Source organism: Psychrobacter sp. PG1 (assembly GCF_014897815.1).
Classification (GTDB): domain Bacteria; phylum Pseudomonadota; class Gammaproteobacteria; order Pseudomonadales; family Moraxellaceae; genus Psychrobacter.
Genome location: NZ_JABUZG010000062.1, coordinates 1 through 14,170, shown reverse-complemented (window position 1 = coordinate 14,170; position 14,170 = coordinate 1). Strand labels below are relative to the sequence as shown.

The window sequence follows — 14,170 nt, the reverse complement described above, 5'->3', positions numbered from 1 at the left end:
TCAGGGCAATCCTATTGCATTGCCCTTATTCTTTATTAAATACTGAGTTCTTTATTAAATACTGAGTTCTTTATTAAATGCTGAGATTCGCTAAGCACTTGTCATGCAAATGCTTAAATCATCAAATCTTTTAATCGGCAGTCATCATATCTGACGACTCAGTTGCTAACTGACCAACCAACTGACTGAAATGCTCACCGCGAGCTGCGTAGCCACTATATTGATCAAAGCTGGCACAAGCAGGTGACAATAGCACCGCTTGCACTTGCGATAGGCTGCTTGCCGTGACTTGTTGAATGGTTGTAAAGGCATTTTCTAAAGTTTGGCATTGATGTAACGCCACATCGGCGCTTATCTTAGATGCGCGCAGATGCTGTTCAATCAGCGGCGCATCTTCACCAATAAACAGTACTTGGCTAACATACTGATTGATAAACGGCGTCAATTCACCAAACTGTTGACCCTTACCTTGTCCACCCAAAATCAATAGTAGTTTACCGTCCTTTGGCGCGTAGACTACGCCCAGTCCTTCGATTGCCGCCATCGTTGAGCCGATATTGGTGCCTTTTGAATCATTAAAATAATCAATGTCTGCAGCATTTGCCACATACTGGCAACGATGCTCAAGTCCAGTAAACTGCTGTAAGGTATTCAACATACTGCCCAATGGCAAACCAGCAAGTTCGCCTAACGCTAAGGCTGCCTGTGCATTGAGCAGATTATGACGACCTTTAATCAACAGTTTATCTGCCGACAGTAGTTTTTCTGTACCGTGGGCAAGATAAATCTGGCCTTCAGGAGTAGTAATAAGACCATATTGACCTTTATCAGGAGCATGTATACCGGTACTCACTCTGGGCAAATTATCAGCCACGAGCGGACGCGTCAATGCGTCTTCGCGATTGATAACCACGGACTTAGCACCCTGAAAGATACGATGTTTGGCTTGATGATAGCCCAGCATATCGCCGTGGCGATCTAGATGGTCAGGTGACATATTTAGAACCGTCGCCACTTGCGCACCCAAATTGGTCACTGTCTCTAACTGAAAGCTCGACAGCTCAAGTACCGCCAGTTCCATATCAGGATTATCAAGCAAGGTCAGCGCTGGCACGCCAATATTACCGCCGACACCGACATTGACACCAGCATCGGCTGCCATTTGCCCGACCAAGGTGGTCACGGTGCTCTTAGCATTAGAGCCAGTAATCGCCACTATCGGTACGGTACAAGCCTCACAAAATAGCTGAATGTCACTAACCACGGGAATATTCGCTTGGCGAGCAGCGGCGACGGCTTCGGTAGCAAGAGAGATACCGGGGCTTATAACAATACGTGCCGCTTGCTGCAAGAGCTCAGCGTCAATCGCACCAAATTGGCGAATGCTAATCTCAGCGGGCAGTTGATCTGCTAAGCTAGGTGTCACCTGAGCATCAGTAACAGCAACCTGATAGCCTTGATTGGCCAAATAGCGCGCAACTGACAACCCAGATTGTCCCAAACCGACCACGACTTGTAGACCACTGCCTTTGTGAAGTAAGGCATCTGTTGCAGTGTTGGTGGTCATATTTATTCCTTCTGTTGGACGAGCAAAATGGCATCAAACAAACCTAGTCTATAAAGAAGCAAAATGATGCCGTCAAGATGAGACGCATCATAACGGTATCGCTCAGATTTCGGTACTGGTTTTTTATGACGATGTGCTATTATGCGCCTGTTTTTATATTAAGTGGCTAATGCTATAATAGTTGCCTTAATCTGTAAGTGACTGGGTATTTACCCAAGCATTTTAGTTTAGCATGTTGTCACAGTTAGCACGCTATTGTCACTTCTGTTTGGCAAAGTTACTACTATAGACGGGTCATGTCGAGCGGCTATTTTTATTTGACAGATTATTTATTACCCTCTACCGCAGCATATCATTGCTGACGCTATTCGTTATTGTAGGTGCTCTTATAAATGCCCTGCTTTAAGCACCTTATTTTAACTATTTTTTTAGGTAGTCTCACTGAATTTATCATCGTATCAATTATTGGTGAGCGTATTAGCGATACCAGTAAGTAAATCAATAGACCTACTTATTACTGACCTTTAATAACTCAATACCGCAATATGACACAGCACATGTTGCCGTAAAAGAAAGATGAATAGCTACTTTTATAGCGATGCGATCATTTTATGAATGAGTAATGATTACTTTTTTTGCCTCTAACCCTATGCAGTTTACTTATGACATCTTTTATTGATAACTTACGTGACGAATGGTTTTCCAATGTTCGCGGCGACGTTTTATCCGGTTTGGTCGTTGCCTTAGCGCTGATTCCTGAAGCCATTGCCTTTTCTATTATCGCAGGTGTTGATCCAAAAGTCGGCTTGTATGCCTCATTTTGTATCGCGGTCGTGATCAGTTTCGTCGGTGGTCGTCCAGGCATGATTTCGGCAGCAACTGGGGCGATGGCACTGGTGATGGTTGACTTAGTCGCCGAGCATGGTTTGCAGTATTTGCTAGCTGCCACCTTATTGTGCGGTGGGATTCAGATTATAATGGGTATTCTAAAGCTCGGTAATTTGATGCGCTTTGTGTCGCGCTCGGTAGTCATTGGCTTCGTCAATGCGCTCGCGATATTGATCTTTGCCGCCCAGCTGCCTGAGCTTAACCCAATGACTGAACGCGTTGGCATGACGGTTTATATCATGACAGCGGCGGGTTTAGCGATTATCTACTTGTTTCCGCTGATTCCTAAAATCGGTCGCGTGATTCCGTCACCGCTGATCTGTATCGTTGGTTTGACCGCTGTCGCCATGTATATGAATCTTGATATTCGTAATGTCGGCAGTATGGGCGATTTGCCTGATTCATTACCAATGTTCTTATTACCTGACATTCCATTGAACCTAAATACTTTACTGATCATCGCGCCTTACTCTATCGCACTTGCCATCGTTGGTTTATTAGAATCGATGATGACAGCGACTATCGTCGATGATTTGACAGATACGCCAAGCGATAAAAACCGCGAGTGTCGCGGTCAAGGGATTGCCAATGTCGTATCAGGTTTCTTCGGTGGCATGGCAGGCTGTGCCATGATTGGTCAATCTATGATCAACGTCAAATCTGGCGGACGTACGCGTCTGTCTACTTTGATGGCAGGTATCGTACTGCTCATTATGGTAGTGTTTTTAAGTGAATGGGTCAGTCAAATTCCCATGGCGGCACTGGTCGCTGTGATGATTATGGTCTCTATTGGTACTTTTAACTGGCAGTCTATTCGCGAATTTAAAACGCATCCGATGTCATTTAATATTGTCATGCTAGCGACTGTTTTGACCACAGTATTTACGCACAACCTAGCTTATGGCGTGGGCGTGGGCGTGCTGCTATCGGCGCTGGCGTTTGCCAATAAAATTGGTCAATTCTTAACGGTATTTAGCGAATATGATGAGAGTACTAATACTCGTTATTATTATGTGCAAGGACAAGTATTCTTTGCTTCTACGACCCAGTTCTTAAACAGCTTCGATACCAAAGAAGCTTTAGATAGTATTCAAATTGATGTCAGCCAAGCGCATTTTTGGGATGTCAGTGCCGTAGACACCTTGGACAAACTGGTCATGCGCTTGCAACGTGAGGGCATTGATGTCAAAGTGGTGGGACTCAATAATGCGAGCCGAACACTGATTGATCGCTTCTCTATCCACGATCGCCGAGATATTGGCTTATTGGATTAAACAAAGCCACGTCTATTTATTGAGCTAATATTGATTAACCGCTCATAAATAGACAGTTGAATAAACAGCTGCATTGGTGCAAAGGGTTGGGCATAAGCATTATCGCCCCACCCTTGAGCCAAGCAGCTGTCTTTTTATTCTGTTTTTTTAATATTGGAATAATGTGGTGGTCTTATGAGTAATTTGAAACCAGATAGTGTGATTGCCTGCTTGGACTGCCCAGACCACGTGCAAGCAGTGTTAGAAGCTAGCATGTGGGCAGCGACTCGTCTACAAGCACCTGTTGGACTGTTGCATTCTGTACCGAGCCTACAACAAAAAGCGGCTGTGAATTATTCAGGCTGCCTAAATATCGATGATGAAAACATGCTGCTTGAGCAGTTCACCACCAAGGAGCACTTGAGTAATTGTGAGCTAAAAGCTCAAGGCAAGCTTTTGCTCCATCAAGCCACCACCTATTGCGAGCAGCAGCGACAAAAACTAAAAACTTATACTTTGCATCGCCATGAACACCTCAATGAAAGTATCGATTACGTCGATGACAAAGCACAATTGATCGTTATAGGTCACAATGTCACCTGCAAATCGACATTGAGCCAGTTAATTAGAGTCAGCCACTGCCCCATTTTGGTGACTCATGCACCATTTTTGCCCCCTACGACCGCGTTGTTTGCTTTTGACAACAGTCCTACTTCACATAAATTGCTCAATTGGCTCTGCAAAACCTCACTGGTGCGCGCATTAACCGTTCATATCGTGATGGTCGGTAAAGAAAACTCTGAAAATTGCGATGCGCTACGTGAAGCTTATGCGCGGCTCAAACAAGCAGGCATCAAGTCTAAAAAAGCCTTGCTGGACTGCCGCGATGTCACTTCGGCTTTGAATTATTATCAAAATGAAAATGATATCGGTATGCTGATGACCGGTGCCTTTGGCCAATCTCGTCTGCGTGAACTTCTACAAGGTAGCGACACAAAAAAGCTGCTCGGCAGCACCAAAACCCCCTACCTACTCTTCCCAAAGGTATAGGCTTTAGCCGATCTACACAGCCACCCCTCTCTCTTTGAGCGCAGAGCCTATACATCCATGTTAAGCTCTGCCGCTTACCGTATCACACAATTTTCCCTACTTTCTCCTCAAGTGATTCGTTTCATATACCAAACTAGGTTAGCAAATCATCACAGGAAATAGATGGATGGTCTCCCCAAGCACCTAAAAAGTTGGTTATAATAAAGTTTTCGTCAGTTCAACGCTAAAGGTTAATTGGCATTCTCTATGCTCATAACGGTGGTTTATACCATTGCAGCATAACCAGTATTTTTTGCCATAACTATGGCTGTTTTTGAACAAACAAATCCAATCTTACCTATCCCCCTTGAGTAAATTGGCACAGTTCTTGAATGACTAATAGTAAGCATGGCAGCGATACGATGCACCACAATGCTTCGATCAACCTGCGGCATCACACAAATAAGGAATATTTTATGAAGCTAATCACTGCGATCTTAAAACCGTTTAAGCTCGATGATGTACGTGAAGCGCTTTCTGACATCGGTGTTAAAGGTGTCACTGTTACTGAAGTCAAAGGTTTCGGTCGCCAAAAAGGTCACACAGAACTCTATCGCGGCGCAGAATACGTGGTGGACTTCTTACCTAAAGTAAAAGTCGAAGTGGCTGTTATTGATGAGATGGTCGAACCTGCTATCGAAGCGATCACTCGCATCGCTAGCACGGGCAAGATTGGTGACGGCAAAATCTTTGTCACTGCACTCGAGCAAGTTATTCGTATTCGTACGGGCGAGACAGGCCCTGACGCTATCTAACGCGCAAGGCCATATAGACACAGATTTATAGATCATACCGATAGCTGTATTGCATCAATTCAAGGGGGAATTAACATGCAAAATCAAATCTTCGAGCTCCAGTACGCACTTGATACGTTTTACTTTTTAATGTGCGGGGCGCTCGTCATGTGGATGGCAGCAGGCTTCACCATGTTAGAAGCTGGACTCGTCCGCTCAAAAAACACCGTTGAGATTTTAACCAAAAATATCGCACTTTTTGCCACCGCTTGTACCATGTACATGATATGCGGCTATGCCATTATGTATGGTGGCAACCTCTTCTTGAGCGGTATCGCGGGTAATGAAACGCTGGTAGCAGATGCTCTAGCAGCCTCCGCTGAAAATGGCTTTGACGGTGATTCTGTTTACTCCGCTGCGTCTGATTTTTTCTTCCAAGTGGTGTTTGTTGCAACCTGTATGTCGATCGTTTCAGGAGCGGTGGCTGAGCGCATGAAGCTGTGGTCGTTCTTATTATTTGCTGTGGTGATGACTGGTGTCATTTATCCATTAGAGGGTAGCTGGACGTGGGGTGGCAATGATGTATTTGGTATGTTCAATTTAGGCGACATGGGTTTTTCTGATTTTGCAGGTTCTGGTATCGTCCATATGGCGGGTGCTGCGGCTGCATTAGCAGGGGTATTATTATTAGGTGCACGTAAAGGCAAGTATGGCCCTAATGGTGAAATACGCGCCATTCCAGGTGCCAACTTACCACTGGCAGCGCTTGGAACACTTATTCTCTGGATGGGTTGGTTCGGTTTCAATGGCGGCTCGGTGCTAAAACTGGGTGATATTGCCAGTGCTAACTCGGTTGCTATGGTGTTTTTGAATACCAATGCAGCAGCGGCAGGAGGTGCAATTGGTGCTTTAATAATAGCACGCATCATCTTTGGCAAAGCTGACTTAACCATGCTCTTAAATGGTGCACTCGCAGGATTAGTCGCTATCACAGCAGAACCCTCAACCCCATCTGCATTACAAGCAACACTGTTTGGTTTGATCGCTGGCGTTATCGTTGTGCTATCTATCTTAGCATTGGATAAAATAAAAATAGATGATCCAGTGGGTGCTATCTCAGTTCATGGTGTAGTCGGTCTGTTCGGTCTACTTATCGTACCAATTACCAACCCAGCAGCATCGTTCGTAGGTCAGATTGCTGGTGCAGCCACTATCTTTACTTGGGTATTCATCGCCAGCTTAATCACTTGGGCAGTTATCAAATTAGTGATTGGTCTGCGTATCTCTGAAGAAGATGAGTATGAAGGTGCGGATATAGCAGAGTGTGGTATGGAAGCATATCCTGAGTTTGTGAGATAAGCTCTTCAGCCAATATTAAAATATATGTACTAAAAATCCCGCACTACCAAAAGGTATTACGGGATTTTTATTTATAAATATTAGGTCTAATACTAAAAACAAGCTATCGGCTTATTTCTTTTTCCACGTTTGACTGCGTGAGAATGGACCGATATAACCTTTTAGATTTAAGGTATTGCCACTCAAGTTTGCGGTCATACGATAATCTTTGCCTTTTTCAGGATCAGTGATCGTACCACCACTATATTTGCCACCACCATCAGACTTTAAGCCTTTAATAATGGTCGTACCAACGTGCTTTTTGCCTTTGGCTGAGTTAGTAGCGATAAGCGTACCTGTTAGTACACCGTTTGACTCAGTAATCTTTACGGTACCTTTTGGCTTACCTTCATCAAATGTCTGCCACGTGGTATTGGCCAAAGGATCAGCGGCGAATGCCATGCTTGCTAAACTGATACCTGCAACAGCTAGAGTGGTTTTGGTAAATAATTTCATAGACTGATTCCCTTCATACAATGATTACTCGAAACGTTATGTTTCTGATCTCCTAGGCTTATCCTTCGCTAAAATCCCTATTAACAGCCATGCGACTTTCTACTCTTTGGGAGTGGTTAGCGCATCTAAAAAAACTGCTCATCAAAATTTTATACGACATAAGCGATGTCTTGACTCATTATAAGCAATTTTAAGCTTTTGCCTAGTAATTTTTTTATAGTTTATTATTTCTATAAAAATTGAACTATATCAAATAGTTATAAAAAAGGATTGTCGATATTTTTATCCAACCGGTCATCTTTTTCTTTTGACTTATGCTGACTATTATTGTAAATGGAATTATTTTCAAATGCCTGAATAATCTTGCTTGTTAGCTCATGTAACTGTTGTGCTTGCTCATATCCAGTAGCATTAAGAGTCAAATCAATATCGCCATATATAATAATTTTATCTGTTTGGTTTTCGATGATAAGCTCACCGATTTGCATGCTTTGGTGGTCATTGGCAAATGGATCAATCATTTGATTCTCCTTTTTATTAACGATATCTTGCGTAATTTTTGGATTTTTTGTGCCTTTTATTATATATAGACTCGTGTCACAAAGGCATTATGCTTGCAATTGGGCGATTACCCACTCAAGAATCGCCCAAACAAACAGTATCCAAGCCGGCTCTTCTGTTGGCTCATCGGGCAACTCGGAGCTTTCACCCGCCTTTAATGGCAGATCAAATGCCTGTGTTTTGGTTTTGGCATCCAAGACGGGCAGCACATCGATACCAATTCTGGTCGAGAGTTCATCAACACTAATAACCTCTATGCGTTCTGACTCATCATTGGGTGCATAATAGACCCCTGCTTGATTAATCGCTGGTATGTAAACGGCTTTAAAAAAATGGCTGGGTACCAGTACACGATCTGCCAGTTGCTTGGTTGTTTTGCCAGTAAATGCTACCCCTGTAATGCTATAAACCTCTCCATATTGCTGGGTCAAATAGCGAGTGGCTGATTCAATATTACGCCAGATATAGCGATTGTTGCGCGGTGACTGCGGGGCGATATTGGCAAGACTAAAGCTATCATATTGTTGACTGCGATTCGCCATATCGGCATTGGGCGCTAAATGGCCGCGATCATAGCCAGAGCCTGAATAGTCGGACAATGAGGCGCGTGCGGATTTTGGTAACCTACTTTCTTCATGAAAGCTGTCTTCACGATCAATTTCTTTTGCTTGTTGTAAACGCTTGCGAGCCAAATATTCTGCTGACCAAAGCGGTGTACGCGACACACCAGAATACATAACGGCAAAACCATCCATGCATAAAGCTTGGGTTTTGTTGCTTAGCTTGGTATTAATAAACTCAGGATAGACACCGCCATAAAAGGACTCGCTACACTGGGTAAAGTCATCAGCATGCGCTGAAGTTATACTTACGACCACCGCCATCACGGTCATTGTAATACTGTTTTTCAAACGGGCATTGAGCCTACCGAAACTTATCATTTAACTTTCAACCATCTATGCTTGTCATTACGTATACGCTATCGTAGCAGGCGTTTGTAAATAAAGAAAGATAAGGTGCAAGTCGTGACATTCTAGACAGTATCCGCTATACTGAGCCGTCTAAAAACGGTGAAGTGGGTGAGTGGCTGAAACCGCACGCCTGGAAAGTGTGTATGCGTTAATAGCGTATCGAGGGTTCGAATCCCTCCTTCACCGCCAATCTTATAAAACCCTCTTGAATCTCAGTGACCCCTGCCGTCAAATCCGTACAGTTAAACTTGGGATATTTTAATTACGCAGCCTGATGATAATAATCAAACCACACCTGTCTTGGCGATTTATAGCCCAAGCCCTTTTGAATCCTCGTTTGATTGTAGTACAACTCGATGTATCTAATGATATCAGTAATGGCGGCAAATCTGGTCTTATAGTCCTGATGATATATCAACTCATTCTTTAACGTACCCCAGAAGCTCTCTATAGGTGCGTTATCAAAGCAGTTACCTTTAGCGCTCATTGAGCCTGCAAACTGATGTCGCTTGATAATCTTGTGATACGCATGGCTACAATATTGACTGCCTCTATCAAAGTGAACTATTAGCCCTTTGCTGGGACCTTTATTCTTAATTGCCATAGTCAATGCACGGCATACTAGATCTGCTGTCATGCGTTTATTAATGGCATAGCCAACCAGCTCTTTAGTGTATAAGTCTTTAACGCCTGCCAAGTATAGCCAACCCTCATTTGTCCAGATATAGGTGATGTCACTGACCCACGCTTAGTTAGGGCGACTGGCATCAAAATTTTGATCAAGCACGTTTAGATAGACCAGATTATTGTGATTAGAGTCTGTCGTAATTTCAAAGCGCTTGTGGCGACGGCATTTAATGTTATGTTCCTTTTTAATACTTCTAACCATGTATAGGCTAATGTCATGGCCTTGCTCTGTTAGCTGGGCATGCAAACGCTCATAACCATAACGTTCTTTACTTTCACTGTGAGCGGCTTTAACTAGTAGCTCACAATGGTTGCGATGTATCTGCTGCTCGCTGATATCGCGACTACTCCAGTCGTAATAGCTTGATGGTTTGACGCTTAACACACGGCACATAGTGGTGATGTTAAATATCTGCTGATTGTCTTTAATAAAGGCATACCTGACTAGCTGTGCTTGGCGAAATACGCCGTCGCCTTTTTTAATATCTCTCGCTCCTCTTCGGCAACTTTAAGCTGGCGTTTGAGGCGCTTGTTCTTTTCTAGAACAGCTATAAGCTGTGGATCATACTGCTCAGTGCCTACAAGCTTGCCTTGATTAGCTTTGTTATGCCAGTTCGATAAGGTTTGCATGGCGATGCCAAGCTGCTTTGCGGTGGCTGAAATATTGCCGTTGTTGTCTGTGATCTTTTTGACGGCTTCGGACTTAAATTCGTCACTGTAGATTCTTACTTTCTTGGTCATGGTAAACTCCTCTTTGAGTCGTTAGTTTACCAAGTTTATCTCTACGGTTTCTTCAGCATAGCTCAGACAGTATAACGAAGTGGATTAATACTAAAATCGAGGTCAACTTTTATTTGATAATAAATAAGCACGGCAAGCAAAGGTTTTTTGCTTGCTGTAAGTTATGAGGAGTAGAGATGAGTAAAAATCTAAGAGTTACTCTAAAATTAATATAAGTTAATTAGCTCTAATTAAATCTATCAGCTTCTTTTATATTGTAGCCGAACTTCTTACCAGCCTTTTCCGTTTCTCCGTCATAGTTATGACATGCTTGTAAATATAGAATAGTGTTAGGATACTCTGCGCCTGGTATCCAACTATCCTCACCCACGCCAAGGGGTAAAATGTTACCTTCAATATTGGACTTATTTGCTAAATTGGGTCTCTTGAGAGAGCAATTGACATACATCGTATAAAACTCATGACCCCATGTAGTTTTTTTTGCATCCCAACCTTTGTAACCACTTACTACTTTAAGCTTCAACTGTGTATATCCTGGTTTCTGTTTCACAATCTCAGACTTCATTATTCTTGTCACGGCACATGGATCATGATAACAAGATTCTGAAATAGCACCGTTTTGTATACCCTTGTGGTTGAAATTAGTATTGGCAGCATTAGTATCAAATGCAAGCAGTCCTAGAGATAATAATATTAAATTTATTGACGTCTTCATTAGTTCGATTCCATTAATTTTTACTTAGCAGATTTTTACTTAAGGCTGAGGGACTTGGTCTTTATCGTAGTAATAATCCGATATTTGAAAATCTCTAATTACTTGGTTAGGTTTTAACGCTACAGGTTCGGGAGAGTGATTGTCACAAGTCACATCAAGAACCGTTGCACTACAATGGCTGTATAGTGCACCTACCTTTCTATATAAACCTTCAGGATCTCCAATATTATTTCCTAGCCTATCTTTCGTCCAAGAGAATAAAACATAATTACCAGGAGCTGGAAGCTTTATCTTGTATTGCGAAGCACTATCGGGAACATTAACAGAGTATGTTTTTCCTGAACTTAAGCTTCTTGCATAAACAGTCATTTCTGGTGTGTAGTCAGAGGGGTAGTAAGGCTTACCATAGATTGTTGCCATTCCAGTCCTAACTGCTGCAGTATTTTCTTGAGCCACAGATGCAGTTGGTAGTGCTGCAGCCGCAATATCTAACTCTTCAGATGCCTCTGCTATGAGCGCACTCATGTCTTCGTAGCTTTCATCTGATGCAGATGCAAATACTGACAACCCAAGCAATAAACTTGAAATCAATACTCTATGAATAAGTTCATGTTTTAATAGCCGCATTATAGTTATTTCCCTTAAAAAATGGACCTTTGATTGATAGCGTATGAATATCTTGTACAAGGTATAGCTCTCTTTAAAACTCAAAACTCAACTACAACCAATAACGGCTAAAACGATATTTCTCATTTTTATTCCACTATTTATTTTTAGAAGCAAGGCTTATGTATTTGACCTGCTACCTATCGGCTATTTTTATAATCTTTAAATAACTGTATCAACTCTTTATAGGCTACTCTTAGCGGTTGCTCTTGAAATCTATATGAAAGCCTTCCATTATTAAACTTAGCTTCATTACTCAAAATGCCTTGCGTATTTAGTGAAGTAACTTCATCAATTAAAAAGCTCTGAGTTTCCCACAACATCGCTCGTAAATAGATATGATCTTCAGTCAAAACCATGCCATTGGTACCTGTAAAGATAAAGGCATCATCAAATATTAGTAATATCTTTTCATTCGATAATTCAAACTTGTCTTCTATAGCCTTCATTGATTCAGGTGAGAATTTAGCATTGTCTTTAATCTTGTCGTGCGTATAGACACGCTCATTATTTTTGAAGTCATCAGATGCGTTTTTCTGAATATAAGCATAAAAACTATCATCACCATATTGCTGAGATCTACCTGCCTGCATTTGGGCTTTAATCATATCTTTAGAAGCATTAATTCTCTTAGATACATTAATCCTCTTATCAGATGTATTGCTAATACGATTTTTATTTGCTATCAGACTGAGTAAAGCAACTGCTAATAACTGATGACGATTAATAACTTCTTCGTTAGCTTCGTTAGCTTCGTTGTCTAGCGTATCAGCCGCTAACTCACCTTGCGCTATATTTATTCCTGTATCGTTTGGCAATTGTGATGAGTTCTGTTCTGATGTAAGCGCATCGACCTCTACTGAAGTAATATTAGTATTGTTTATACTATCAAGCTGAGCATCAATATCTATAATAGATTCTGTGGTAAAAGCATCTAGGCTCGTTGAGCTTTCTGATATAGAAGCGACCGACTTACCAAAGCTGTCAGTAATATTAAAGCCGTTTTGATCAGGCGTAATGCTACCCATATTGAAATGATTAACATCCGTGACCTTTAAGCTCGCCCCATTTTGCTTAATAAACCCAACAGTATCACCTTGACTGTCTGTTATTTTTAGACTGGCGCCATCGTTTTGTATATAGAGATTTTCAAGACTACTATCACCAATTCTAATTTGATTAAGATTATTATTAATAGCAGAGCTTGTACCATCTTCATATTGTATTTGTTGACTGTTTTGAAGCTGCTGAAAGAATCCGTTAACCGTAATGGCTGAGTTGGCGGTCAACATAGCAGTCGTAGCGACTGGCTCAGAAACAGAGACTTCTGTGCTAAACGCACCTTTGTAGATAGGGCTCTCTTTCATAAACGCCACATCATTTGGCATTGGTTTTGCGGCGGCGGCAGCTTCCCCTGCAACTGCTTCTCCTGAGCCTACCCCTTCTGCGAAGTCCGCACCTATGTTTAATTTCAAAAAAGGTAAGACGATTGAAATTATAAGGATAGGAGCTTCAGACATAATCTCAAGAGCTTTCTGAACGGTATAGCCACGATTATCTACAAAGCTTTTTAAAATTATCGGAAATAGAGCGATAGGAATGATTACACCAATTGCTGGGGTAGATTCTGATGCTCCATTTACCATCAGTCCTATAGGGAAAAAGTAGATAAACAATCCAGCCATTACCAAGCCAAAGTGCTGAAACAGATATCCAAGACGTTTTATAAAAAAATATAATAGAACAGGAATATATATAATTAATAGAAAAGGAACAGCCGTAGCCGCTATTCCCAATAACAATAAAATACCGATAACTTGAAAATTACGAATGATAATCTTGAATAAAGCTGCCACTCCTAATAGTAAAAGACCAATAATACCGATTATAGGCTGCACTGAGCCGATTAATAACAGTAAAGAATATACGCCCACTGCCACCCAAAACAGGGTCTGTTGAACGGCTTTTGGTGCTATTTCAGAATCATTAATAGGGGTAATAAGGCTGGAAAATTCTTGAGTCACTATCTACTTCCTTGAGGAGTGCTAGTCTATTGAATAGCGATTCTTTTTTGGTATATTTTTAAAGCAATTTTTGTGCCAATATATTTACTTCCATAATCTGATTTTGCGTATTAAATTATGTTAGTAGGAAGTAACACCAGCTATCCACTCTAGCATCACTGATATGAGCAAACGCCAAAGTTAATCATTGCAACTTGAATACTAGTCACAAAGCTTAAGAAAGAGATGATTTATGCTATCATCGATTTAGTTGTAAGATTCTAGCAGGATAATTAGACACTTATTAATATCTCGAAAACCAAAGGGTGGTTTTGAATCAAAATTCAACTATAGCTTTCCAGTTGCCAGATTTGAATTTATTTCGTTCAGTGCTACTAGGGCGTGTCTTCAATTGGTTAAGCCATAAATAATAGTTACAAT

The 14,170-nt window shown here is 41.6% G+C and carries 11 protein-coding genes, 1 tRNA gene and 1 pseudogene; 5 read left to right on the top strand and 8 right to left on the bottom strand.

Annotation, left to right across the window (positions count from 1 at the left end; translation table 11 throughout):
- Window positions 1-130 precede the first annotated feature (130 nt).
- Window positions 131-1,567: a UDP-N-acetylmuramoyl-L-alanine--D-glutamate ligase gene (gene murD / locus INT03_RS10040; RefSeq protein WP_193008842.1), complete on the bottom strand. Its 1,437-nt coding sequence runs from the start codon at window positions 1,565-1,567 to the stop codon at window positions 131-133.
- A 662-nt stretch (window positions 1,568-2,229) separates the two neighbouring features.
- On the opposite strand from murD, the gene INT03_RS10035 reads away from it, so the two are divergent.
- The 4 genes from INT03_RS10035 to INT03_RS10020 all read left to right on the top strand — a co-directional run bounded on the left by INT03_RS10035 (window position 2,230) and on the right by INT03_RS10020 (window position 6,890).
- On the top strand, window positions 2,230-3,729 hold the full coding sequence (locus INT03_RS10035; RefSeq protein ID WP_045445854.1) for a SulP family inorganic anion transporter: 1,500 nt from the start codon (window positions 2,230-2,232) through the stop codon (window positions 3,727-3,729).
- A 174-nt stretch (window positions 3,730-3,903) separates the two neighbouring features.
- Window positions 3,904-4,758, top strand: coding sequence for a universal stress protein (locus INT03_RS10030; RefSeq protein ID WP_193008841.1), 855 nt, complete (start codon window positions 3,904-3,906; stop codon window positions 4,756-4,758).
- A 455-nt stretch (window positions 4,759-5,213) separates the two neighbouring features.
- Entirely contained in the window at window positions 5,214-5,552 is a 339-nt protein-coding gene (locus INT03_RS10025) for a P-II family nitrogen regulator (protein ID WP_010197981.1), read from the top strand.
- A 75-nt stretch (window positions 5,553-5,627) separates the two neighbouring features.
- Complete coding sequence (locus INT03_RS10020) at window positions 5,628-6,890, top strand: ammonium transporter (RefSeq protein WP_045452414.1); 1,263 nt, start codon at window positions 5,628-5,630, stop codon at window positions 6,888-6,890.
- A 111-nt stretch (window positions 6,891-7,001) separates the two neighbouring features.
- Here INT03_RS10020 and INT03_RS10015 read toward each other — a convergent pair whose 3' ends face one another.
- From INT03_RS10015 to INT03_RS10005, 3 genes are all read right to left on the bottom strand, one after another.
- On the bottom strand, window positions 7,002-7,385 hold the full coding sequence (locus tag INT03_RS10015; protein ID WP_045445845.1) for a DUF2147 domain-containing protein: 384 nt from the start codon (window positions 7,383-7,385) through the stop codon (window positions 7,002-7,004).
- Window positions 7,386-7,642: 257 nt separating this feature from the next.
- On the bottom strand, window positions 7,643-7,906 hold the full coding sequence (locus tag INT03_RS10010) for a hypothetical protein (protein ID WP_193008840.1): 264 nt from the start codon (window positions 7,904-7,906) through the stop codon (window positions 7,643-7,645).
- An 87-nt stretch (window positions 7,907-7,993) separates the two neighbouring features.
- On the bottom strand, window positions 7,994-8,887 hold the full coding sequence (locus INT03_RS10005) for a DNA/RNA non-specific endonuclease (RefSeq protein WP_226950336.1): 894 nt from the start codon (window positions 8,885-8,887) through the stop codon (window positions 7,994-7,996).
- 128 nt (window positions 8,888-9,015) lie between these two features.
- Here INT03_RS10005 and INT03_RS10000 point away from each other — a divergent pair.
- Window positions 9,016-9,106: transfer RNA gene (locus INT03_RS10000), tRNA-Ser, on the top strand.
- Window positions 9,107-9,179: 73 nt separating this feature from the next.
- Here INT03_RS10000 and INT03_RS09995 read toward each other — a convergent pair.
- The 4 genes and pseudogenes from INT03_RS09995 to INT03_RS09980 form a co-directional block, all read right to left on the bottom strand.
- A pseudogene (locus tag INT03_RS09995) lies at window positions 9,180-10,345 on the bottom strand (IS3 family transposase).
- Between the two features lie 226 nt (window positions 10,346-10,571).
- The gene (locus INT03_RS09990) at window positions 10,572-11,060 is read right to left on the bottom strand and encodes a hypothetical protein (protein WP_193008839.1); all 489 of its coding nucleotides are present in this window, start codon (window positions 11,058-11,060) and stop codon (window positions 10,572-10,574) included.
- A gap of 39 nt (window positions 11,061-11,099) precedes the next feature.
- Window positions 11,100-11,687, bottom strand: a complete 588-nt coding sequence (locus INT03_RS09985; protein WP_193008838.1) for a hypothetical protein — start codon at window positions 11,685-11,687, stop codon at window positions 11,100-11,102.
- A 179-nt stretch (window positions 11,688-11,866) separates the two neighbouring features.
- Window positions 11,867-13,750 carry a hypothetical protein gene (locus INT03_RS09980; protein WP_193008837.1) on the bottom strand — a complete coding sequence of 628 codons (1,884 nt, stop codon included), beginning with the start codon at window positions 13,748-13,750 and terminating at the stop codon, window positions 11,867-11,869.
- Window positions 13,751-14,170 lie beyond the last annotated feature (420 nt).